Origin of the sequence: Acidovorax kalamii (genome assembly GCF_002245625.1) — a bacterium.
Classification (GTDB): Bacteria; Pseudomonadota; Gammaproteobacteria; order Burkholderiales; family Burkholderiaceae_C; genus Acidovorax; species Acidovorax kalamii.
On record NZ_NOIG01000007.1, the window covers coordinates 44,620 to 65,975 of the forward strand.

The following is a 21,356-nucleotide window of genomic DNA, read 5'->3' on the forward strand; positions in this document are numbered from 1 at the left end:
GTCCAAAACGCTTTTAGAAAGAGTCTAGCGGCAAAAATCCCAGAGGCTTCGCCGTGTCGGGGTCAATCCACGCAGTCCATGCCTCTTTGCGCCCGACCATTGGAAGATACCGCAGTGTAGTCACAGGATGCCCCGTTTTTGCGATGGATCTGTCAATACGTTCAGCTTCGGCGGGAAAGCGGGCACGCAACTCAGACACGCTGCGCGATGCATGCAATATGGCCTCTTTTGAGGCTTCATAAGGCTGCCACAAATCGCTGCGAGCTGCCAAAGGCGCGCCACCCAATGCAGCCATCGTGAACTGAAACTGCTCATCCGCATCTTTGAAGGGACGCAAGGCGATCAGTGTTGGTCCCATCAATGGCAGGGCATGAAGCGCAGGCGGTGCCTTAGCCAGCAATTCCGGCTCAATATCAACCGCATGGACCACGCTCAGCCGAGAGTATTCGAAAACCAAGTGCACCGGCCGCGCTACGAAGACTGTCCATAGCCCGTAACCCAACGCCGCCAACTGAAGCATCCCCACGACGGTGAAGTCCATCACCAGTTCGCGCCGAGGCTTGGAACGATTAAAAATCGCCAAAGTGATCAGCGGCCCCATGGCGACATCCACTGCGACGACCAGAAAAAAAAGGCCGCGGCCACCGGAGATTTCACGGTAGGGGTAGGGGTACCAGAGGCCAAAAACCAAGAGGGCAGCCAGTGTTGCTACGAGAAGGCTGATGCACAAATGGATTCCGCTGGCACGCAGGCGGTTTTTGAAATCGATGTGAAATTTCGTCATGGTGTCAGAACCGCTTTGAGTTCTGGATATTGCTCATTCTCCATCGAGCGCAGAACGTCGATAGCCGCTTGATAGTAGTAGTCACCATACATTCCACGGATGACTTGCATCTGTTTTGACGCGGCTTGCGGTTGCCCATTGAGACCCAGGGACAGCGCATAGCGTACAGCAAGTGCACCGTATGCAAACCGTAGGGAAGCCGTTCGTAGCTTCTCTATGTCGGCTGGGTCCATGTTTCGTACTGGGCGCAGCCGAGAGGCATCCAGCATAGTGCCCAGTTGCGACAAAAGGTAGATGTCATTGGGTGGTTGGTATTCTGCTGGAGTGCGCCCAATGCGCAGATTTTCAAAGCGGACTACGCGAAAATCCTCCTCTACTTGCATGTACTCGTAGACTATCCGACAGCCCAAGGCGAGCCAGGCTGCGATAAAGATTGCCAGGAGGGGGCGTGGTAGCAGGACAAACCGCTTCTTAGTTTGCGGGTGGTGAGCTTCGGTGATTCCTACCATTAGCGCGCCGGCCACCAGGAAGTAGGCGTAGGCAAACGGATACTCCAAAAGGCTGTGAATGCCTATCGGAATGAGCGAGGCTAGTGCGTAGATTCCATTGGGCTCTGACGCGCGAAGGAGACGGGATGCGAGCCAGTAAGTACACATCAAAGTCAGCAGCAAGCCGAGTGGGATCCCGTTCCATGCAATCAGATCCAGGACGACATTGTGTGCATTGGTGTAGGTGAGGCTTCCAGGAAACGCAATTGCCCCAGCTGCGTGAGCGGTCGGTGTCTGGTTCCAGCCAAATCCAAACCAGGGGGATTCCAAAGTACCGGCCAGCACTTGTTTCCAGATGGTGATACGACCGTTGTCGCGTATCAGGCTCATGTCACGCCGGCCTGCCATCATCAGAAGCTCATGAACCCATGGAAGCAACTGCAGCGCGACCAGATACGACGCTGTCCAAATTGCAATCTGCTTTGGCCTTAGTCGCATTGCGCTTCGCGAGGCTTTCCAGGTTAGATACACAGCAACGGCCAGACCGCTCACAACCCCGGCACGGGATTGACTCAAGACCAGCACCAAGGTCAGGAATCCCGCGCCAAAGGCCAGCCCTAGGCCGCCGATATGTTTACGCTCATATATCCACACCAGAGCGGCAAGCCCCATGAGCAGAAGGGTGGCCAATTGGTTGGGTTGGCCGAGATTGCCCATCGCCCGATCGCCAAAATCGGTCTGGACCACGTACATCGCAAGGGCCTCTTGCAGTCCCAGCCATTGGAGTAATCCGATGACGGCGGAAATCAGAGCGACAACCCATACGAGAAAAAAAATGGATGTTAGGTCGCTGTCACGTTCGTCCCTTGCATACGTGTAACCCAAGGCCACTGCCACCGCAAACGCGCACAGGTACAAAGATGCGAGCAGTGCATCGCCAGCAAACAATGAAACCCCAGCCAACCACTGCAACCAGGGAATCACTGCAAGGGCAATCAATATCCAAAACCAGAAGGGTGAGGTCGTGGGAGCTTGCCCCGTTGGTCGCGACAAGCGGCTAAATGCAAATAGCCCTATGCTGAAAATTGCCAATGCTTCGGAGTGAAAGTTGACCCATGGACGGTAGTGGTCGTAAGACAGCCAAGCGCTAGCAAAGATCAACAAACCAAAAACATGAAGCAGCGATGTGTGCATGAAAAGAAATAAAAAAGGCGGCCGAAGCCGCCTTTAGGTCCGAAAGAAAATTAGCCTGCTCGGCAAGAGCCGGGGAGGAACTTTGCTGCAACAGGAGTGCCGGTGGCACCGGGGCCGCAGAGCCAGCTGTTAACCGCCGCACCGAATGTTGGCTGCACGCAAGTAGCAAACGTAGTTTGCGTGGCTGCCGAGCAAGGAGCCATGCGAATCGTGCCATCCGCCCCTGGGGCAATAGCTTGTGTTGTGACAATGATGTTCACGCCACCGCCAGCAGCTGCACCGGAAGCTGTAGTTGCAACGGAGCTGACGTACTTGGTGCCGCTACCCGTGGAAACTTCACAGCCCCAGTTATCTGCGGCAATCGCTGTGCCGGACGAGGCAGATTGGATGGTTTCAGTAATGCTGGTGCGGCAAGAAGATGCGGCCAAAATGGCTTCAGAAATTTTTGCGCGGGCCGTGTAGTCCTGGTAGGCCGGCAGCGCGACGGCAGCCAAGATGCCGATGATCGCAACCACGATCATCAGTTCGATCAGGGTAAAACCCTTTTGGATAGAGCGCTTCATGAAAAACTCCTAGGAAAAGTTGCAAATGCGCAATCGTTATGCAAGCTGCGTGCCTGCTAGGTTCGCCGCTGGACTGCGGTGCCCAGCCTCGCAACAGGCAACTTGCACCCTCGTAAAGAGGGTGGCGAATCAGCAAAGTCAAGCACTTAACGAACAAACCTCGGTAAAGAAGCGTGTTCGTCAACATTGTTCACAAGTCTCCTGGGAGGTCGGTGCTTGAGCGATCTGCTGCGCGTCAAAAAAAGCCCCTTCAAATCCTGTTGGATTACATTTTTGTCATCCAGTATTGTCAAGCTGGCACCTCACACCTCCAGCGTTTGACCGGCGCTCAGCCACCGGATGTCATGCGGGCCCAAGGAGCCGCTTGTGCCATCCAGCTGCCGAATCTCCTCCATGATGAGTTCGGTCTCTGATGGCTTGGTGTGTGTGATGTAGATGGGATAGCGGTTTGCCGGGTGGATGTGTGCCAGTTCCTGGGCCAGGGTGTCGGGTGACAGATGCAGGCTGCGGCGGGCAAGATCGCGCTCGCGGTTGCTGAAAGCGGTCTCTATGACGAGGTTGGTCACGGGCAGCGTGTTAACGCGGTCCCAGAAGGCTTGGTTGCGTTCGGTGTCGCCACTGAACACCCACCAGCCCGAGTCTCCACGCACGGCGAAGCCTACCGCAGGAACGGTGTGGCGTGCAGGGAGAACTTCGATTTCGAACCCGTCTATCGCTAGCAACTCGCCAGTCGAGAAGGTTTGATACTGCAGAAATGGCGATGCTTGCGATGGAATGGCGCTGAAGTCTGGCCAGATGATGTTGTTGAACACATGTGCCTGAAGCGCCTCAATGGTGGCGGGCAGTGCATGAACCTGCACGGGGCTGCGGCGCAGGGACGAGACGGCGTCCAGCATCAGCGGCAGTGCAGCAATGTGGTCGAGGTGGGAGTGGGTGAGAAGCACATGGTCGATACGGCCCATTTCCTCCAGGGTCAGGTCGCCCACGCCGGTGCCCGCATCGATCAGGATGCGGTCTCCAACCAAGAACGATGTCGTGCGACAGTCCTTGGCGATGGCGCCGGAGCAGCCCAGCACACGAATCTGCATGTGAAGCCTTCCCGCTTTTGCTTGCTCGTCTACTTGGTATCGAAGTTGGTGGCGCTGTCCCAGTCTGGGTTGTAAGGCAACAACCGAAGACTGGCCACGCGCTCGGCGTACAGCGCGTGCAGCACGGAATGGGGTTTGAATTCTTTCAAGCGTGCCAGCAGTGCATCACATTGTGCCCATTCCTGTGCGGCGTAGGCGGCCAGAAATTGGCCCCATAGTTCGAGCTCTTCAGCTTGCCGAGGTGCTAGCTGGCCCAGTTTTGCCAACGGCTGGTAGATTGGAACCGCCTGGGCCTTGCCTTTGACGCGGACACGGTCCATCTGTTGCCAGGCGAATTGGGGGGCGAGTGATTTGGCGCTTTCACTCACCACAATGGCGGTGCCGTAGTGTTTGGACAGGCCTTCCAGCCGTGAGCCCAGGTTCACGGCGTCGCCGATGACGGTGTAGGCGCGCCGGATGTCCGAGCCCATGTCGCCCACGCACATGACACCGGTGTTGAGCCCGATGCCTACCCCGATTTCGGGCAAGCCACGCTGCCGGTGGTCGGCATTGATCTGCCCTATGGCCTGGGCCATCTCCATCGCGGCCGATACGGCCAGGTGTGCGTGGTCCGGGGTAGCAACGGGTGCGCCCCAGAAGGCCATGACGCAATCGCCCATGTACTTGTCGATCGTGCCCCGATGGCTGCGGATGATGTGGGTGAGCTTGCTGAACACCTCGTTGAGCAGCGCCTGCAACTGCAGCGGCTCCATGCGTTCCGACATGGCGGTGAAGCCGCGCATGTCGCAGAACATCACTGTCAGCTCGCGGTTGGTGGCCTGCATGCTGTAGTGCTCGGGCTGCTTGACCATCTCGGCCACCAGCTCGGGCGGGACATAGGCGCTGAACAGGGTGGCCAACTCGCGTTTGGAGCGACTTTCCACAAAGTAGCCGTAGGCCATGTTCAGTGCAAACGCCAGCAGCGCCATCACCACGGCGGTGGCGAGTGGCAAAGCCAGCCCGTGGGCGAGATAGAGCCAGAGGTTCAGGCCCACCAGTGATGCCACGACGCCGCCGCTGAGCAGCACCGCTGCGGAGGCTGACAGCAGGGGCAATGCCACGGCCAGCAGCAATCCCGCACACAGCAGTTGCAAGGCATCGAATCCGACGGCGTAGTCGGGCCGCACGATGTTCTTGCCGTCCAGAAAGGCCGAGAGCACATTGGCGTGCGCCTCTACGCCCGGATAGGTTCTTCCGACCGGGGTCACCCGCAGGTCCAGCAGGCCCGGGGCGGTGGAGCCCACCAGCACCAGCTGGTCTTTGAGTTGGCCGGGTGCAAGCTTGCCTTCCAGAACATCCGAAGCCGAGACGTACCGGAACGAGCCGCCCCGGGCGTCGCCCGGGCCCCGGTAGGGGATGAGGGTGGCCAGTTGATCGTCCACCGGCAGGGCCAAGGAACGCCCATCGGCGCGCAGCACAATGCTCTGCAGGGCGTCATGCGAACCATTGGGGACCGGGTTGGCGAAGCCCGGGTAGATGTCTGGCGAACCAATGACGGCGCGGAACATGGCCAGGGCCAGGGATTCGTAATACCGCCCCTGGTACTCGGCCAGTAGCGGGAGGGAGCGCACCACGCCATCTTCATCGGTGATCGAATTGAAGAACCCGGCGGTGGGTGCGGCGGCGGACAGACTTTCGATGTTGCTGCTGTAGCCTTTCCACGATGTGGCGATCAGCGGCAGGCCACGCAGGCGGTCCAGCGGCAGCGCGGGTGCGGGGAGGGCCCCCTTGGTAATGCCGTCGCGGTCATCGCCGGATAGGTAGTAACCCAGAACCACTGGGCGGCCTTGCAGTGATTGTGCAAACAGTGCGTCGTAGTTCAGCGAGGGGGCGAGGCGTTCCAGCTGCTCCTGAAACACGGGTTGATTGCGCAACGGCCCCTGGGCCAGCTCACGCAATGTGGACAGGCCCGAGCTTTCGTCCGCCTCGGCGAACACCACATCGAACCCCAGCACGGACACCTGCTGCCGCTCGAACAGTTCGCGTGCCAGGGCCGCCAGCTTGTCACGCCTCCAGGGCCATTGCCCGACCTGGCCCAGGCTTTTTTCGTCGATGTCGATGATGACGATGCGCTCGTCCAGCGTGCGGGGCATGGTGACCCGCAAGCGCGTGTCATAGATGATGTTGTCCAGCCGCTCCAACACCTGGAGGTGGAGCACATCCGAGATGTGCAGCAGCGCAAAAACCAGCGGTATCAGGGTGACGGCGATGCGCCGCCAGCGGCGCAGAAACAGGTGCGAGAGCTGCTGTCGCATGGGCCTGGCCGCATGGGGGTGTCAATGGGAGATGGCAGCGCTGGGGCAACCGCCGACAGGGCGCCGCACCATGCGCAGACCGTCAACCTTGTTCGAACTGCATCTCGGTGCCGGCCAGTTCCAGCCGGTCTCCATGCTTGAGCGGCACAGGAGACGTGCCGATGGAGGCGCCGTTGAGCAGCGGCATTTCTGGGCCCTCCACATGGGCCAGCACAAAGCCATGATGGCGCTTGGTAATAGACGCAACGGCCACGCCGGGTTTGCCAATGGTTGTGACGACCTTTTGCAGAGATACTTCACGCCCTGCTGCTGCACCTGACATGACGCGGATCACGGCGGCGATGGGCGCCGGAGCGGGCGCTGCCGGGGCAGGCCGTGTCGCCCCGCCCACAGGGGGCACCATGCCCGGCTTGAAGATCATGGTCTTTTCGAAGTTCTGGCCTTCGGCTTCCTGCAGAAAACGAATCTTGTACTTGCCCACTTCAATCGTGTCGCCATTGCGCAAATCCTGGCGCTTGACGGCTTTGGCATTCACATAGGTGCCGTTGGTGCTGCCCAGGTCTTCGATCTCGACCTCGTGTTCTGCCATGTGGATCACGGCGTGTTCCCCGCTCACGGCGAGGTTGTCGATCACGATGTCGTTGTACGGGCGTCGGCCGAGCGTGGTCCGCTCCTTGGTCAGTTGCACTTCCTTGATGACGACCCCGTCGATTGAAACGATCATTCTCGGCATGATCCACTCCTGATGTGATGAATTGTTGTGGTTTGGGCCATTCAGACGGCCCCTAGCAATCGGGACATAAGGCCGCGCTTCTTGCCTCCCGCAGCGGCCTGCACCAGCAGCACGCTCACGTTATCACGCCCGCCGTTCGCGTTGGCGGTGTCGATGAGCAATGTGGCTTTTTCTTCCAGTGGGAGTGGCGCGCGCACCATCTCCGCCAGGTCGGGGTCGGGCACCATGTCCGTGAGGCCATCCGAGCACAGCAGAAAGAGATCATTCGCAGCCACCTGGAACTCGTTGACTTCCATCATGACGTTGGGCTCCACGCCCAGGGCACGGGTCACCAGATTGCGGTTGGAAGACAGCGCCGCCTGCTGGGCTGTCAGCAGACCGGCATCGATCTGCTCCTGCAACCACGAGTGGTCCCGCGTGATTTGCTGCAATGCGCCATCTCTCAGCCGGTAGCAGCGCGAATCGCCAATGTGCCCGAGGATGAGGCGGCTGCCATGGAACACGGCGACCACCAGCGTGGTTCCCATGCCGGCATATTGGGGGTTCGACAGCGATGCACCCAGGATGGCGTGGTTGGCATTCTCCACGCAGATTTCGAGCGCACGCCGCACATCGGTGGATTGGGGCGTGGTGCCCGCCTGGGCCAGCCAGCGGGCCATTTCGGTGCGGATGAAGGTGGTGGCCATGCCGCTGGCGACCTCCCCGGCGTTGTAGCCACCCATGCCGTCTGCGAGTATGGCGACTTGCGCTTCGCGATCGACCGCCACCGCATCTTCATTGTTGGTGCGCACCCGGCCCTTGTCGGTCCGCGCGAAAAATTCGTAGGTCATGGGTGTGTGGGCGAGCGTCATTGGGCGCCTGAAACGGGCGGGGCTGACGCTCCCCGCACGGCGGGGGGATCCATCACGGTTTCCTGAAAATCCGTCATCTCATGCCCTGTTGCATCGCGGTCCGCATCATAGACCACTGTTTCGGGCGCGGGCGGGCTCTCGGCGCCGGCTGCTCCAGCGGCAGCCTGCCGCAGATCGGCGGCAAACTGGCGGCCTGTCTGGTAACGGGCCTCCGGGCGTTTTTGCAGGGCCAGCGCCACCACCCGGGCGACGGCGGGAGAGAGTTCGGGGCGCAACTCGCGGATATCTGGCGCGTCCACGCTGGCAATCTTGTGCATCAGCTCAGTCATGGAGGCGCCCCGCAGCGGAAGGGTGCCGGTCAGCAACTGGAACAGCGAGATACCCAGCGAGTACAGGTCCGACCGGCCATCCACCTTTTTCCCGGCGAGCTGCTCTGGCGACATGAAGCTGGGGGTGCCCAGCACCAGCCCCGTGCGGGTCTTGCTGGAGTCGGTAATGCGCGCAATGCCAAAGTCCGTCACCTTCACCGCGTGGGTGCTGCTGTCAAACATGATGTTGGCGGGCTTGATGTCGCGGTGCACCACGTTGTGCGCATGGGCATAGTCCAGCGCATCAGCCACACACGCGGCAATGGACAGCACGGTGGGCACGGGAAGCAAATGTTCCTTCGCGCAGGCATGGGCCAGGTCCCTGCCTTTGAGGAATTCCATGGCGATGTAGGCCAGATCATGCTCTTCGCCCGCATCGAAGATGGTCACGATGTGGGGGTGCTGCAGGCGCCCGGCCGTCTCGGCTTCGCGGAAGAACCTGGCCCGCGCATCGATCAGCGCATCGCCCTCGAACTCCTGGCCCAGGGCCAGGGTCTTGATGGCGACGATACGCCCGATCTTGGGGTCCCGCCCCAGGTAGACGACGCCCATGGCCCCTTTGCCAATTTCCCGGTCGATCTGGTAGCGCCCCAGCATGGGCATGCCCAGCGTGGCGTCGCCGGGGAGCCGTGGGCTGGCAGGGGTGCCCTGTGGGGGAACGGACGCAGGCTGGCTGTTGGGGCCGCCGCTGTCGGCCTTGGCGCGTGCCCGCTTGTAGCGGCTGCGCGTGTCTTTGTACTGCCGGTTGTGCCGCAGGATGTGCTCGTACACCGCCTTGGCCTTGGCAAAGTTGCGTTTGCGTTCAAAGTCTTCGGCCAGGTGGTACAGGTTGTCCAGCAAGGCGTCGCTGGCGGGCACTTTGCGCAGGCGCTCGAATGCCATGTCCAGCTGACCTTGCCCGTGCAGGGCCAACCCCATCATCCGGTCTGCTTCTGCGGCTTCCGCCGACGGTGCGCGGCCCCGGCCGTTTTTCCATCCGAGCAGCAGGCTCGCGACGATCCCCGCCGCGAGCCCGGTGGCAGGCAGCGCCAGCGCAACCCACAGGCCCGCGTAGTGCAGCAGCCCCCACCCGGCGCCTGCGAGTGCCAGCACCAGCGCTGCGCCCACACCCAGCGCAACAGGCGCGCGCGCCCGGTGGGCCAGCAAGGCCACGTACAACAGCGCGCCTGCCGCCACCAGCCCCGATGCCCAGGGGCCCCAGGTGGGTTGCTGCACGCCCAGGCCCAGCCGGATCGACGACACGGTGCGCGCCAGCGTCTCGACGGGGTACAGCGGGCCCTGCCCCCCCTGCGGCGCCAGTGACTCAGTGGTGCTGCCCACCAGCACAATCTTGCCCTTGAAGCTGCTGGCGGGCGTTTTGCCGTCGAGCACGCTGCTGAAGGAATGCGTGGGGAACGCCGGGTTGTCGCCCGGCACCGCTTGCACGCGCGGGCGCATGACAGCGGTGGCATCTGTTGCAATGTGCAGCCCGCCCAGGCGCAGCCCGGGAGGGCTGTCCTGGATGTGCACATCACTCGCACCGAGGTGAAGGCTGTGCTGGGCCGCCAGCAGGGCCAGCGCAGGAATCCCGGCGTTGTCGTAGCGCAAAAGCAGAGGCACCCGGCGGGTTTTGCCATCCTCATCCACCTTCGGAAAAAGGTGGCCCACGGCGGCAGCAGAGGCCCCCAGGTTTCCAACGGGGTGTTGCGCGGACTGGACGGGCGTGGCGAAGGTGCCGGGGTCGGGCAGCGTGCTGCGGCGCACCTGGGACGGCAGCGCTGTGGGCGTTCCCGCAGAGGCGTAGCGCGATGCCAGCAGCACGTTGCCCGCACGCTGAATGGCACTTGCCAGGCGGGCATCCGTGTCGAGCGCCTGGTCGGCGTCGGCCGCGATGCGGCTGAGTTCGGTGGCCAACGGGCTGTTGTCGCCGGAAGCGGCGAGCAATTCCCGGATCTTGCGCACATGGCCCAGGCCCCGGTCACTCTGGGGTTCTGTGAAGTAGGCGGTGTGGACGATGGTCTTGGCGCCGCTGGCTGCAAGCTGATCGATCAGCCGCGCGTGGATGTCACGGGACCAGGGCCAGGGGCCCAGCGCGGCCAGGCTTGCGTCGTCGATGTTGACGATGGCGATTTCAGGCAGGGGGGCGGAAGTGGTGGTGCGGATGGCCGCGTCATACAGCGCAAGGTCCAGCCGCTGGACAAGGCCCGTGACCACGCACAGGGCCACTGCCGCCAGCCCCGCCAATGCGCTCCAGAAGCCATCGGTACGCCACACATTCAGTCGCCGTGCCGAGGATTTTCTGCCCACTTGCTCTTGTTCCACTCAGGTATTGAACCGTCATTTAAGCAATAACTGCGCCCAGGTCTTGGGGCTGAAATTTTGCGAATTTTTGTAACGAACAACGCTGTGGGAATGCTGCCTGTGCCGTTCTTGTCGCGTCTGTGGCTTGATGTTCAGCGGAGATGCCATTTTTGTCACATTGAATGATGCTTGCTCCCGGTGTGGGAGAACCTGCCGCCACGTTGGCTTGGGCGCAAAAAGGGCAGAAAAAAGCGCCCGGAACCGAGGTTCCGGGCGCCTGGAGCCACTGCGCATTCGCCCCTTTGGCGGCGGCCATGCAGAGCGCATGGCCGTTGCCGTGGGCGAAGCGTGACTTACTTCAGCTGGGCCTTCAGCAGCTTGCCCAGTTCCGATGGGTTCCGTGTGATCACGAAACCGGACTCTTCCATGATGGCCAGCTTGGCGTCGGCCGTGTCGGCGCCGCCAGAAATCAGGGCGCCTGCGTGGCCCATGCGCTTGCCGGGAGGAGCGGTCACGCCAGCGATGAAGCCCACCACGGGCTTCTTCATGTTGGCCTTGCACCATTGGGCGGCTTCGGCTTCGTCCGGGCCACCGATTTCGCCAATCATGATCACGGCATCGGTGTCTGGATCGTCATTGAAGGCCTTCATCACGTCGATGTGCTTGAGGCCGTTGATGGGGTCGCCACCAATGCCCACGGCACTCGACTGGCCCAGGCCGACTTCGGTCAGCATGGCCACGGCTTCGTACGTCAGCGTGCCCGAGCGGGACACCACGCCGATACGGCCCTTGCGGTGAATGTGACCGGGCATGATGCCGATCTTGATTTCGTCAGGCGTGATCAGGCCGGGGCAGTTGGGGCCCAGCAGCAGGGTCTTCTTGCCGCCAGCAGCTTCCTTGGCCTTCATCTTGTTGCGCACCATCAGCATGTCCTTGACGGGAATGCCTTCGGTGATGCAGATGGCCAAGTCCAGGTCGGCTTCCACGGCTTCCCAGATGGCGTCCGCAGCACCTGCTGGAGGCACATAGATTACCGACACGGTAGCGCCGGTCTGCTGGGCAGCTTCCTTGACGGAGGCATAGATCGGGATGTTGAAGATGGACTCGCCAGCCTTCTTGGGGTTCACGCCTGCCACGAAGGCATTCTTGCCGTTCGCGTATTCCTGGCACTTCTCGGTGTGGAACTGGCCCGTCTTGCCCGTGATGCCCTGGGTGATGACCTTGGTGTCTTTGTTGATGTAGATCGACATGTGTGTTCTCCGGGCTTACTTGACGGCAGCAACGATCTTGGTCGCAGCTTCGGCCATGGTGTCTGCAGCGATGATGGGCAGGCCGGACTCGGCCAGCATCTTCTTGCCCAGCTCTTCGTTCGTACCCTTCATGCGCACGACCAGCGGCACATTCAGGTTCACGGCCTTGCAGGCGGTGATCACGCCGGTGGCGATGGTGTCGCACTTCATGATGCCGCCGAAGATGTTGACCAGAATGCCCTTGACCTTGGGGTTCTTGAGCATGATCTTGAAGGCTTCGGTCACCTTCTCGGGGGTGGCGCCGCCGCCCACGTCGAGGAAGTTGGCGGGCTCGCCGCCGAACAGCTTGATGGTGTCCATGGTGGCCATGGCCAGGCCAGCGCCGTTCACCAGGCAGCCGATGTTGCCGTCCAGGCTGATGTAAGCCAGGTCGAACTTGGAGGCTTCCACTTCGGCGGGATCTTCTTCGTCCAGATCGCGGAAGGCGACGATTTCGGGGTGGCGGAACAGGGCGTTGGCGTCAAAGTTGAACTTCGCGTCCAGGGCCATCAGGTTGCCCTTGGAGTCGCAGTTCAGCGGGTTGATTTCCACCAGCGACGCGTCTGTGTCCATGTAGCACTTGTAGATCTTGGCGAAGATGTCTACGGCCTGGTCGATGGAAGCGCCGGTCAGGCCGATGGCTGCTGCCACCTTGCGGGACTGCGCTTCGGTGATGCCGACCAGCGGATCGATCATCTCGGTAACGATCTTCTCGGGCGTGGAGTGGGCCACTTCCTCGATGTCCATGCCGCCTTCGCTCGAAGCGATCAGGGCGACCTTCTGCGTGGCGCGGTCGGTGACCAGCGACACATACAGCTCGTTCTTGATGTCGGCGCCGTCTTCGATGTACAGGCGGCGGACCTTCTGGCCCTCAGCGCCCGTCTGGTGCGTGACCAGTTGCATGCCCAGGATTTCGCTGGCGCGTGCCTTGACGTCGTCAATGGTCTTGGCAACCTTCACGCCGCCGCCCTTGCCACGGCCACCGGCGTGGATCTGGGCCTTCACGACCCACACGGGGCCGCCGAGCTTCTGGGCTGCTTCGACGGCTTCTTGCACCGTGAATGCGGGAATGCCACGCGGAACGGGCACACCAAAATTGCGCAAGATTTCCTTGCCTTGGTATTCGTGAATCTTCATGAGGTCTCTCTCAGGGAAGGGTGGTAGTTACCCGTTTACCATGAACAGTTGTCTGGCCGCGGGCTTGGGACATGGCAACCCGCGACTGTATCATGTTGCAACGCACCATCCCATGTGCTTAGTACGTACATCCCCTTACCATCGGGCCGCAGCCCGGTTGTTGCACACGAAGGAACACCCATGTCCAAAGTCTTTATTGATGGCGAAGCCGGCACCACGGGCCTGCAGATCCGCGAGCGCCTGCAGGCCATGCCGCAGATCGAGCTGGTCAGCATTGCACCCGAGCTGCGCAAAGACCCGGTCGCCAAGCGCGACCTGATCGCGGGTGTGGATCTGGTGGTGCTGTGCCTGCACGATGATGCCGCGCGCGACACCGTGGCCATGGTCGACGAGATCGAACGCAGCTCGGGCCGCACAGTCAAAGTGATCGATGCCAGCACCGCCCACCGCACAGCCGATGGCTGGGTGTACGGGTTTCCAGAACTGGCGGCATCGCAGGCGCAAGCCGTGCGCGACGCCAGCCGCGTGTCCAACCCCGGCTGCTACGCCACGGGCGCGATTGCCATCCTGCGTCCGCTGGTCGATGCGGGCCTGATCCCTGCGGACTACCCCTTGAGCCTGCCCTCGGTGTCGGGCTACTCCGGCGGCGGCCGCACGATGATCGAAGCCTACGAGGCAGGCACTGCAGCGCCTTATGAGGCCTATGCGCTGGGCCTGTCGCACAAGCACATTCCCGAAATCCTGCGCTACACCGGCCTCACACGCCGCCCCGTGTTCATTCCTGCCGTGGGCAACTTCCGCCAGGGCATGCTGGTGCAGTTGCCGCTGCACCTGGACCTGCTGCCGGGCGCGCCCAAGGCCAGTGACCTGCACGACGCACTGGCCAGCCACTACAGCCGCACCAATACGCCCGAGCAGTGGGTGAGCGTGTTGCCCCCCACTGATGACCTGAAACTGGCCGCCGACACGCTGACCGACACCAACAAGCTGGAACTGCGCGTGTTTGCCAGCGAGCAATACCGGCAGGCCGTGGTCATTGCGCGCCTGGACAACCTGGGCAAGGGCGCCAGCGGCGCAGCGGTGCAAAACCTGCAGCTGATGCTGGGCGTGTAAGTCCCTGGGATGTTCTGAACAACTCGGATTTGCGAGTGATACAGGGCACGTATTTTCAGATCACGCCCTTTCGGGCCATCTGCATCGCTTTCGAGGCCCTCTGCCTGTTTTCAGGCGCACCTACCCCTGCGCCGCTAGCAATTGATGGCACGCCATCCCCAGATTGGTCAGCGCAAACAGCGTCTTGAGCTGGAGCGGTTTTTTCTTCAAACCCCGGTAGCGCACCTTCGCATCTCCAAGCTGCCGTTTGATCACCCGTAAGGGGTTCTCTGACTTGGCTCGGATACTCGCCTTGATCTTCTCCACTTGGTTTATGAGCGTGTTAACGGGGTTGTTCTCTTTGTCCAGGTCTTTGCGGTTGTCCGGGCGCATCGCCATGTGCCACGTCAGCCCGCCCTGGCATCCGGGCGCTTGCGCACGCCCTGATAGCCCGCGTCACCAAACCCGTATTTCTCTTGCCCGTGCAGCAAGCTGTTGTCTTCTCCAATGTCGGTCACGTTGTCCAAGGCTCCGGCGACGGTGTGCGCCAACCCTGAATCCGCATCCACGCCAATGTGGGCCTTCATGCCAAAGTGCCATTCATTGCCCTTTTGGCTGGAGCGCATCTCTGGATCGCGCTTTTTGTCCTTGTTCTTGGTAGAACTGGGTATTGAGATCAAGGTGGCATCCATCGCAGTGCCAGCCTTGATCAGCAAGCCCTGCGCTGCCAGCAGTTCGTTGGCGGTAGCCAGATATGCTTGGCCAACTTGTGCTTCTACAGCCGATGGTGGAACCTCAAAATGGTGCTCTTGTCAGGCACTCTGCCATTGGCATTGAGCCCGGCAAACTCCCTGTAGATAGGGGTGTCAAAGAAGGCTTCTTCCATCGCCGGATCCGGCAAAGTTAACCACTGCTACTGGGATGGACCCGATGCTACCCCGGCAGGAAACAGGGCATTCTTCACAACTTGCCGCTACCGGAGGCCTACGTGGAATTTGTGATTCTGGGCATCGACTTGGCCAAGCGCGTGTTTCAGTTGCACGGCGCCGATCGTCGCGGCCGTGCACTGCATCGAGCTACGGTCACTCGAGCGGGGTTGCTGGAGTCCGTCCGGCAACTTCATCCGCTAACCATCACGACGAAAAGCTTGTTCTCCTTGTGCGGACCATGTAGGGCAATTCAACTCCAAGCCTAGAGCGGTAAGCCATTGAATGTTCCATTGATCAGGGCGTGCACCGTGCCTCTGGACTCCTGGCGGACCACTACTCCGCGATGCAGCCATTGCGTAACGGAAACGCCAGTGCTCTGGGTGAAGGTGGTGTAACGACAAGCTTGGTAAACACCGGCGGGCACACTTACGCTCTCCTGCCCTACAAAAGTAACCGTAACAAAATCACTAAATGGGGTTACGACAGGCCCTCCTGCGGAGCCCATGGCCGTACGCTCACCCTGCTTCGGGTAGGTGGCCGATTCGCCCGTACGCAGTTCTGCACGCGCATCGACAAACGGGGGGGCGTAGCGTTCGACCACAGACGACAACAACGGCGCGACGCTGTTGTAGCGAGTCTCTCCATGCCGCGCGACGACACCAGCGGAGAGCAGCTTTTCAGAGGTAAACACGTGGCGCGTAGACAAGCCTTCGGGCGTATGCTCTTCGCGCCGCTGCACGAGCCCACTCACTCCGTCTAGGGTTGCGTTGACACTGGTCACGGTGGACGACCAAGCTTCCTTGCCACTTGACGAACCACTGAGCTCATACACGATCTTGATCTGCGCACCTTCGGCATAGAAGGTATTGTCGAAGCACACCGCCTCATGCGCATCAGAGCCTCCATTGCCACAGCCGACCAATGCGAACACAAGCCCACCCAAACCTACGAGATACTTCAACGACATTGAGCGCTTCCTTTAAAGAGGTTTTCATTGCGCATCATAGATCGCATGCTTTACTGTCAATCTCATCGCGTCTGGTCTTGCTCGCCCGGCGGCTCAACATCGCTGCGCACGGCGCGCCGCACAACATCCCCTGAGAACCCCCGCGCCAGCAAAAAGCGCATCTGCTTGGCGCGGGCCTGCGGGTCTGCGGCGGGCTCGCCAAACTTGCGGCGCCACACTTCGCGGGCGCGCTCCAGTTCACTGTCCTGCAACTGGGCCATGGCCTGCTGCACTGCGTCGGCACCCAGGCCTTTGGACTGCAGCTCCTGCCGGATGCGCGTTGCGCCCAGGCGGCCTGCGCGGCGGTTCAGCACCGACTCCACCACCCGCGCCTCGCTGATGAAATCGCGTGCCTGCAGGTCGTCAAGCAGGGCGTGGAGGTCATCGCCCGCCTCCGCATGCGGGGCCAGCTTGCGCAGCAACTCGGCGCGCGAGTGTTCGCGCTGGCTCAGCAGCCGCAGTGCGCGCCCTTTGAGCGACAGCGTGGTGAAGCCCATGGTGATGGATTATCAAAATTGATAGCAAACAGTGCTTTGCTATTGGGCGGTGAAGCCCTTTTGGGGCTCAATTTTTTGATGTCTGACTTGCCGCCAAACCCTTGCGGGCCTCGTTCTGGCGGCATGGCAGCTGTGTTTGACTTACGCCTCGTCTGCAGCGCTGGCTTGTGTCAGTGCTGCAGGCAACAGGGCGATGCCCAGTTGCTCCCGCACTTTGTTTTCGATTTCTCGGGCCAGGTCCGGGTTCTCGCGCAGAAACTCGCGCGCGTTGTCGCGGCCCTGGCCGATCTTCTCGCCGTTGTAGGCATACCAGGCACCGCTCTTCTCCACGATCTTGGCGGTGACGCCCATGTCGATGATCTCGCCCTCGCGGCTGATGCCCTCACCGAACAGGATGTCGAACTCGGCCGTCTTGAAGGGCGGGCTCACCTTGTTCTTGACCACCTTGACCTTGGTTTCGTTGCCGATGGCTTCGTCGCCCTTCTTGATGGTGCCGGTGCGGCGGATATCGAGGCGCACCGAGGCGTAGAACTTGAGCGCGTTGCCGCCGGTGGTGGTTTCGGGGCTGCCGAACATCACGCCAATCTTCATGCGGATCTGGTTGATGAAGATGACCATGCAGTTGGTCTTCTTAATGGTGGCGGTGAGCTTGCGCAGCGCCTGGCTCATCAGACGGGCTTGCAGGCCGGGCAGCGCGTCGCCCATCTCGCCTTCAATTTCGGCCTTGGGCGTGAGGGCGGCCACCGAGTCCACGATGATCAGGTCCACGGCGCCCGAGCGCACCAGGCTGTCCACGATTTCGAGCGCTTGCTCGCCCGTGTCGGGCTGGCTGATCAGCAGGTCGGACAGCTGCACGCCGAGCTTCTGGGCGTATTGCACGTCGAGGGCGTGTTCCGCATCGACGAAGGCGCAGGTGCCGCCCTGCTTTTGCATCTCGGCCACCACCTGCAGCGTGAGCGTGGTCTTGCCCGACGATTCCGGGCCATAAATTTCCACCACGCGGCCCCGGGGCAGGCCGCCCACGCCCAGGGCAATGTCCAGGCCCAGCGAGCCGGTGGACACCACCTGGATGTCCTCAATCACCTCGCCTTCACCCAGGCGCATGATGGTGCCCTTGCCGAACTGCTTCTCGATCTGGGCGAGCGCAGCGGCCAGGGCCTTGGCCTTTTCGGTGTTCACGGGCAATGCGGGGTTGGTGCCTTTGACTGCGAGGTCCATGGGAAAACTCCTTGAGAAACAATGGGTTGGGTGTTTGCATGGCTCTGCAATTAATCACAGGCTGGATGCTTGAACAGTAGTTTATGCGAGCCGTCTTTTGTTCTTCAAGGATAATTTGGTCAGTTTGCCTGACAATTTGGGAATGCTTGATTCGCTCGCTTCATCCCCTGCCGAAGACGGCTGGCGCCAGACCCACCTGGGGCGCCTGCTGGGCCACGCCATGCGCCGCTTCGACGCGCGGGTGCTGCAGCTCATGGCGCACAACGTGGAGGTGCCGCTGGCCCTGTCCAACCTGGCCGCGCGCGACCAGGTGACGGCCGCCCACGTGCACATCACGCGCCACCTGGCGCTCTCGGGTGACCGGCTGACCGACCTGGCCCAGCGCGCGGGCATGACCAAGCAGGCCATGGCCAACCTGGTGGACCAGTGCGAGGCCTGGGGGCTGGTCACGCGCGAAGCCGACCCGCTGGACGCCCGTGCGCGCCGCGTGTGCTTCACACCCGTGGGGCTGGCCTGGCTGCAGGCCTTCCGCGATGCCGTGGCGCAGGCCGAAGCCGAGTTCCGCGCCGAGGTCGGCAACGAGGTGGCCACCGTTGTCACCATCGGGCTGGAGGCCTACGCGGGGGGGTAGGCGCTTTCGCGCCGCGCGGCCTGTACCAGTGCTGCCGGGTCCAGGCGCAGCGCCTTCAGCGTGCGCGTAGCCACGCCTTGTGGCGCGGCTGCGACCAGCGCCACCACATGCGCGCCTAGCAAGGGGCCCGGCTGGCCTTTGCGTGCGTGGGCCAGTGCCTGCACTAGGCTCTGGCCAGAGGGCTGGGCGTGGAAGGCCCGGGGCTGTGGCGCCGTCAGAGGGCTGGCGGGCGGCATATCGGCCTGGATGCCCGCCTGGGCCAATGCGTCGCGGTACTGCTGCTCGATCGCCGCAGGGATGGCATCGGGATTGGCGCCGATGCGCTCGAAGGCGCGGCGTGCGGTGCCATCGGGCAGTTCGATGGCTGCCAGCAGGAAGTGCTCAGCGCCCGGCCGTGGCTGCCCCTGGGCCCGGGCGTGGTGCTCGGCGCGTGTGAATAGCTGGCGCAGGGTGCGCATGTCCTGCAGGCGTTGGCGGATGCGTTGCAGCATGGAGAGGCTCCTTCAATGCGATCAAGGGTGGGTGGGGCGCGCGACCTGGGCGGCCAGGCGCTTGTGGGCCGCCTGTTTGCTCACGCCCAGCGCCTGGGCGATCTGCGCCCATGACCAGCCCTGCTCCAGCGCAGCGGCCACTGCACTGGATTCCAGCCGGTCGGCCATGAGGCGCAAAGCCACCACGGCCGCCAATGCGGCCTCGGGGTGGTCGGGCGAGGGAAGCGGGGATGGGGGCGGCGCTTGCATTTGTCAACTATAGTTGACGAGTGCAAAGTGTGTCAACTTTGGTTGACGAGCTGCGCGCTGTGGTCTGGACCCGGAGAGGGACGCGGCCTCGTTTCCCGGCACTGATCCTGTCCCCTTTCAATCAGGGGCTGTCGCTGGCGCTCAACAACGGTGCTGCCGGGGGCGCCACCGGCTGCGCACAGGCCAGCAGCCACTGCCGAAAACACTGCAGCGCGTGCAGCTGCGTGCGCCCCTCGGGGTAGCAGAGCCAGTAGCCCACGGTGCTGGAGTAGCCGCCGCGCTGCGGTGCATCGGCCAGGGGCTCGCGCACCAGGCCGGCGGTGATCTCGTCCTGCACCAGGCAGCGCGGCACCAGCGCCAGGCCCATGCCCGCCATCACTGCGCGGATCATGGTCTGGAACTGGTCGAACTGCGGCCCGGCCAGCGGGTCGATGTGGCCCGGAACGCCATGGGTTTCGCTCCAGCGCAGCCAGGCTTCGGGTACGGTCACATGGCGCAGCAGGGCGTGGCGTGCCACGTCGCGCGGGGTGTGGATGGGCCAGTCGGCCACCTTGCTGCGGGGGGCAATCAGCGCCACGTCGTGGCCCGTGATGTAGTGCGCGTGGGCACCGGGCCAATGGCCGTCGCCGAACAGGATGGCACAGTCCAGCTCGGGCCGGTCGAAGTTGTAGCTGTGCATGTAGGGCACAAAATGCAGCGTGACCTGCGGGTGCTGCTGCTGGAACTGCGGCAGGCGCGGGATCAGCCACTTGGCGGCGAAGGTGGGCAGGCTGGACAGGTGCAACGCGCCACCGCCGTCGTCGCTGGTGATCAGCTCCAGAGTGGCCGCCTCCAGCTGCGCCAGAACCGCGCGCACGGCCTTCTCGTAGCGCTCGCCTGCAGGGGTCAGCGCCAGGCGCTTGCGGCTGCGCTCGAACAGCGGCACGCCCACCCAGCCCTCCAGCTCCTTGATCTGCTTGCTCACTGCGCTTTGTGTGAGGTGCAGGGCTTCAGCAGCACGCGACACGCCGCCAAACCGCGTCACGGTGGAGAACGCCCGCAGCAGGTGCAGGGGCGGGGCAAGGCGGCGCAGGGACGACATCGTAAGTAATCAAATCATTCCAATTTGGAATGTTATCAGGCATATCCATTGCTTGGTAGAGCGCACCAATTCACTTAACCTCAATGCACCTCATAGGAGAATTTTCAATGCAACGCCGTCGCCTGCTTTCTGCAATGGCCGCCCTATCTTTCGCTCCAGGAATATCCTTGGCGCAGGAGGGCAAGCCACTGCGCCTGGTCGTGCCCTTCCCTCCCGGCGGCGCGACCGACATCACGGCCCGCAGCCTGCAGGAATCGCTGGCCCGCATCCTCAAGCAGCCCGTGGTGCTCGACAACCGGGGCGGAGCCGGGGGCTCCATCGGCATGGCCGAAGTCGCGCGCGCCCCGGCCGACGGCCTCACCATCGGTGTGGCCACGCTCTCCACCCACGGCGTGAACCCCGCTGTGTACAGCAAGCTGCCCTACCACCCCACCAAGGACTTCGTGGGCGTGACCGAGATCGTGAAGGCCCCTGGCGTGATCGTGGTCAACCCGGCCGTGCTGCCGGTCAAGGACTTTGCCGACCTCGTCAAATACCTCAAGGCCAACCCCGGCAAGGTGTCGTACGCCACGCCGGGTAACGGCACCATCGGCCACATGTGGGGCGAGCTGTTCAAGAGCAGCACGGGCACCTCGATGGTGCACATTCCCTACCGGGGCGCAGGCCCGGCCGTCAACGACGTGCTGGCGGGCCAGGTGGCGGTGTATTTCGACCAGGTGGCCTCGTCGCTGCCGCATGTGAAATCGGGCAAGCTCAAGGCGCTGGCCGTGTCCTGGCCTGAGCGGCTGGACGTGCTGCCCGAGGTGCCCACCTATGCCGAGCTGGGCTACAAGCAGGCCAACGAACCCTCGTGGTTTGGCCTGGTGGCCCCGGCCGCCACCCCCGCCGCAGCGGTTGACCGCATCCAGCAGGCCGTGGCCCAGGCCCTGAAGGAGCCCGCCGTGCGCGAGCGCCTGGCAGGCCAGGGCCTGTACCCCTCGGGCACCACGCCCAAGGAGTTCACGGCCCAGATCGGCAGCGAGATCGACAAGATGAAACGCGTGGCGGCCTACGCCAAGATCGCCCTGGATTGATCCGGGACTGGCCTTGTTCC

At 62.4% G+C, this 21,356-nt stretch carries 20 protein-coding genes and 1 pseudogene; 3 read left to right on the forward strand and 18 right to left on the reverse strand.

Annotated elements, in window-relative coordinates; translation table 11 throughout:
• Positions 1-13: 13 nt before the first annotated feature.
• The 11 genes from tfpZ to sucC form a co-directional block, all read right to left on the reverse strand.
• On the reverse strand, positions 14-784 hold the full coding sequence (tfpZ, locus tag CBY09_RS11220) for a TfpX/TfpZ family type IV pilin accessory protein (RefSeq protein WP_094289535.1): 771 nt from the start codon (positions 782-784) through the stop codon (positions 14-16).
• Complete coding sequence (locus CBY09_RS11225) at positions 781-2,466, reverse strand: PglL family O-oligosaccharyltransferase (RefSeq protein ID WP_094289537.1); 1,686 nt, start codon at positions 2,464-2,466, stop codon at positions 781-783. Before CBY09_RS11225 ends, tfpZ begins: the two co-directional genes overlap by 4 nt.
• A gap of 50 nt (positions 2,467-2,516) precedes the next feature.
• On the reverse strand, positions 2,517-3,029 hold the full coding sequence (locus CBY09_RS11230) for a pilin (RefSeq protein WP_094289539.1): 513 nt from the start codon (positions 3,027-3,029) through the stop codon (positions 2,517-2,519).
• Positions 3,030-3,331: 302 nt separating this feature from the next.
• Complete coding sequence (locus tag CBY09_RS11235) at positions 3,332-4,117, reverse strand: 3',5'-cyclic-nucleotide phosphodiesterase (RefSeq protein ID WP_094289541.1); 786 nt, start codon at positions 4,115-4,117, stop codon at positions 3,332-3,334.
• 29 nt (positions 4,118-4,146) lie between these two features.
• Positions 4,147-6,411, reverse strand: coding sequence for a CHASE2 domain-containing protein (locus CBY09_RS11240; protein ID WP_094289543.1), 2,265 nt, complete (start codon positions 6,409-6,411; stop codon positions 4,147-4,149).
• 82 nt (positions 6,412-6,493) lie between these two features.
• A complete protein-coding gene (locus CBY09_RS11245; RefSeq protein WP_094289545.1) occupies positions 6,494-7,144 on the reverse strand; it encodes an FHA domain-containing protein in 651 nt (216 codons plus the stop codon).
• Between the two features lie 41 nt (positions 7,145-7,185).
• On the reverse strand, positions 7,186-7,974 hold the full coding sequence (locus tag CBY09_RS11250) for a Stp1/IreP family PP2C-type Ser/Thr phosphatase (protein WP_094289547.1): 789 nt from the start codon (positions 7,972-7,974) through the stop codon (positions 7,186-7,188).
• 17 nt (positions 7,975-7,991) lie between these two features.
• Positions 7,992-10,616, reverse strand: a complete 2,625-nt coding sequence (locus tag CBY09_RS11255; protein ID WP_240515683.1) for a CHASE2 domain-containing serine/threonine-protein kinase — start codon at positions 10,614-10,616, stop codon at positions 7,992-7,994.
• 67 nt (positions 10,617-10,683) lie between these two features.
• On the reverse strand, positions 10,684-10,959 hold the full coding sequence (locus CBY09_RS23690; protein ID WP_133066279.1) for a hypothetical protein: 276 nt from the start codon (positions 10,957-10,959) through the stop codon (positions 10,684-10,686).
• Between the two features lie 37 nt (positions 10,960-10,996).
• Entirely contained in the window at positions 10,997-11,893 is an 897-nt protein-coding gene (gene sucD / locus CBY09_RS11260) for a succinate--CoA ligase subunit alpha (RefSeq protein WP_015016294.1), read from the reverse strand.
• Positions 11,894-11,908: 15 nt separating this feature from the next.
• Positions 11,909-13,069, reverse strand: coding sequence for an ADP-forming succinate--CoA ligase subunit beta (gene sucC / locus CBY09_RS11265; protein WP_094289549.1), 1,161 nt, complete (start codon positions 13,067-13,069; stop codon positions 11,909-11,911).
• A gap of 180 nt (positions 13,070-13,249) precedes the next feature.
• Between sucC and argC the strand changes: the two genes are divergently transcribed.
• On the forward strand, positions 13,250-14,182 hold the full coding sequence (gene argC / locus CBY09_RS11270) for an N-acetyl-gamma-glutamyl-phosphate reductase (RefSeq protein WP_094289551.1): 933 nt from the start codon (positions 13,250-13,252) through the stop codon (positions 14,180-14,182).
• A gap of 120 nt (positions 14,183-14,302) precedes the next feature.
• On the opposite strand, the pseudogene CBY09_RS11275 reads toward argC, so the two are convergent.
• From CBY09_RS11275 to recA, 4 genes and pseudogenes are all read right to left on the reverse strand, one after another.
• Positions 14,303-15,074, reverse strand: a pseudogene (locus CBY09_RS11275) (IS5 family transposase); the annotation flags it as partial.
• A gap of 278 nt (positions 15,075-15,352) precedes the next feature.
• On the reverse strand, positions 15,353-16,057 hold the full coding sequence (locus CBY09_RS11285) for a hypothetical protein (protein ID WP_094289555.1): 705 nt from the start codon (positions 16,055-16,057) through the stop codon (positions 15,353-15,355).
• Positions 16,058-16,119: 62 nt separating this feature from the next.
• Complete coding sequence (gene recX / locus CBY09_RS11290) at positions 16,120-16,593, reverse strand: recombination regulator RecX (RefSeq protein ID WP_094289569.1); 474 nt, start codon at positions 16,591-16,593, stop codon at positions 16,120-16,122.
• A 141-nt stretch (positions 16,594-16,734) separates the two neighbouring features.
• Positions 16,735-17,811 (reverse strand): recombinase RecA, encoded by a 1,077-nt coding sequence (gene recA, locus CBY09_RS11295; RefSeq protein ID WP_094289571.1) that lies wholly within the window; start codon positions 17,809-17,811, stop codon positions 16,735-16,737.
• 142 nt (positions 17,812-17,953) lie between these two features.
• Between recA and CBY09_RS11300 the strand changes: the two genes are divergently transcribed.
• On the forward strand, positions 17,954-18,442 hold the full coding sequence (locus CBY09_RS11300; RefSeq protein WP_094289573.1) for a MarR family winged helix-turn-helix transcriptional regulator: 489 nt from the start codon (positions 17,954-17,956) through the stop codon (positions 18,440-18,442).
• Here CBY09_RS11300 and CBY09_RS11305 read toward each other — a convergent pair.
• The 3 genes from CBY09_RS11305 to CBY09_RS11315 form a co-directional block, all read right to left on the reverse strand.
• Entirely contained in the window at positions 18,427-18,933 is a 507-nt protein-coding gene (locus CBY09_RS11305) for a Clp protease N-terminal domain-containing protein (RefSeq protein ID WP_094289575.1), read from the reverse strand. The two genes, CBY09_RS11300 and CBY09_RS11305, sit on opposite strands and share 16 nt — an antisense overlap.
• Before the next feature lie 21 nt (positions 18,934-18,954).
• Positions 18,955-19,182, reverse strand: coding sequence for a helix-turn-helix domain-containing protein (locus tag CBY09_RS11310; protein WP_094289577.1), 228 nt, complete (start codon positions 19,180-19,182; stop codon positions 18,955-18,957).
• A gap of 121 nt (positions 19,183-19,303) precedes the next feature.
• Positions 19,304-20,263, reverse strand: coding sequence for a LysR substrate-binding domain-containing protein (locus tag CBY09_RS11315; protein WP_094289580.1), 960 nt, complete (start codon positions 20,261-20,263; stop codon positions 19,304-19,306).
• Between the two features lie 107 nt (positions 20,264-20,370).
• Between CBY09_RS11315 and CBY09_RS11320 the strand changes: the two genes are divergently transcribed.
• Entirely contained in the window at positions 20,371-21,336 is a 966-nt protein-coding gene (locus CBY09_RS11320; RefSeq protein WP_094289582.1) for a tripartite tricarboxylate transporter substrate binding protein BugE, read from the forward strand.
• Positions 21,337-21,356 lie beyond the last annotated feature (20 nt).

Excerpts from the sequence above, each read along its gene's own strand:
- tfpZ (WP_094289535.1), bottom strand. The coding sequence starts at position 784 with ATGACGAAATTTCACATCGATTTCAAAAACCGCCTGCGTGCCAGCGGA.
- CBY09_RS11225 (WP_094289537.1), bottom strand. The coding sequence starts at position 2,466 with ATGCACACATCGCTGCTTCATGTTTTTGGTTTGTTGATCTTTGCTAGC.
- CBY09_RS11230 (WP_094289539.1), bottom strand. The coding sequence starts at position 3,029 with ATGAAGCGCTCTATCCAAAAGGGTTTTACCCTGATCGAACTGATGATC.
- CBY09_RS11235 (WP_094289541.1), bottom strand. The coding sequence starts at position 4,117 with ATGCAGATTCGTGTGCTGGGCTGCTCCGGCGCCATCGCCAAGGACTGT.
- CBY09_RS11240 (WP_094289543.1), bottom strand. The coding sequence starts at position 6,411 with ATGCGACAGCAGCTCTCGCACCTGTTTCTGCGCCGCTGGCGGCGCATC.
- CBY09_RS11245 (WP_094289545.1), bottom strand. The coding sequence starts at position 7,144 with ATGCCGAGAATGATCGTTTCAATCGACGGGGTCGTCATCAAGGAAGTG.
- CBY09_RS11250 (WP_094289547.1), bottom strand. The coding sequence starts at position 7,974 with ATGACCTACGAATTTTTCGCGCGGACCGACAAGGGCCGGGTGCGCACC.
- CBY09_RS23690 (WP_133066279.1), bottom strand. The coding sequence starts at position 10,959 with ATGGCCGCCGCCAAAGGGGCGAATGCGCAGTGGCTCCAGGCGCCCGGA.
- sucD (WP_015016294.1), bottom strand. The coding sequence starts at position 11,893 with ATGTCGATCTACATCAACAAAGACACCAAGGTCATCACCCAGGGCATC.
- sucC (WP_094289549.1), bottom strand. The coding sequence starts at position 13,069 with ATGAAGATTCACGAATACCAAGGCAAGGAAATCTTGCGCAATTTTGGT.
- argC (WP_094289551.1), top strand. The coding sequence starts at position 13,250 with ATGTCCAAAGTCTTTATTGATGGCGAAGCCGGCACCACGGGCCTGCAG.
- CBY09_RS11285 (WP_094289555.1), bottom strand. The coding sequence starts at position 16,057 with ATGTCGTTGAAGTATCTCGTAGGTTTGGGTGGGCTTGTGTTCGCATTG.
- recX (WP_094289569.1), bottom strand. The coding sequence starts at position 16,593 with ATGGGCTTCACCACGCTGTCGCTCAAAGGGCGCGCACTGCGGCTGCTG.
- recA (WP_094289571.1), bottom strand. The coding sequence starts at position 17,811 with ATGGACCTCGCAGTCAAAGGCACCAACCCCGCATTGCCCGTGAACACC.
- CBY09_RS11300 (WP_094289573.1), top strand. The coding sequence starts at position 17,954 with ATGCTTGATTCGCTCGCTTCATCCCCTGCCGAAGACGGCTGGCGCCAG.
- CBY09_RS11305 (WP_094289575.1), bottom strand. The coding sequence starts at position 18,933 with ATGCTGCAACGCATCCGCCAACGCCTGCAGGACATGCGCACCCTGCGC.
- CBY09_RS11310 (WP_094289577.1), bottom strand. The coding sequence starts at position 19,182 with ATGCAAGCGCCGCCCCCATCCCCGCTTCCCTCGCCCGACCACCCCGAG.
- CBY09_RS11315 (WP_094289580.1), bottom strand. The coding sequence starts at position 20,263 with ATGTCGTCCCTGCGCCGCCTTGCCCCGCCCCTGCACCTGCTGCGGGCG.
- CBY09_RS11320 (WP_094289582.1), top strand. The coding sequence starts at position 20,371 with ATGCAACGCCGTCGCCTGCTTTCTGCAATGGCCGCCCTATCTTTCGCT.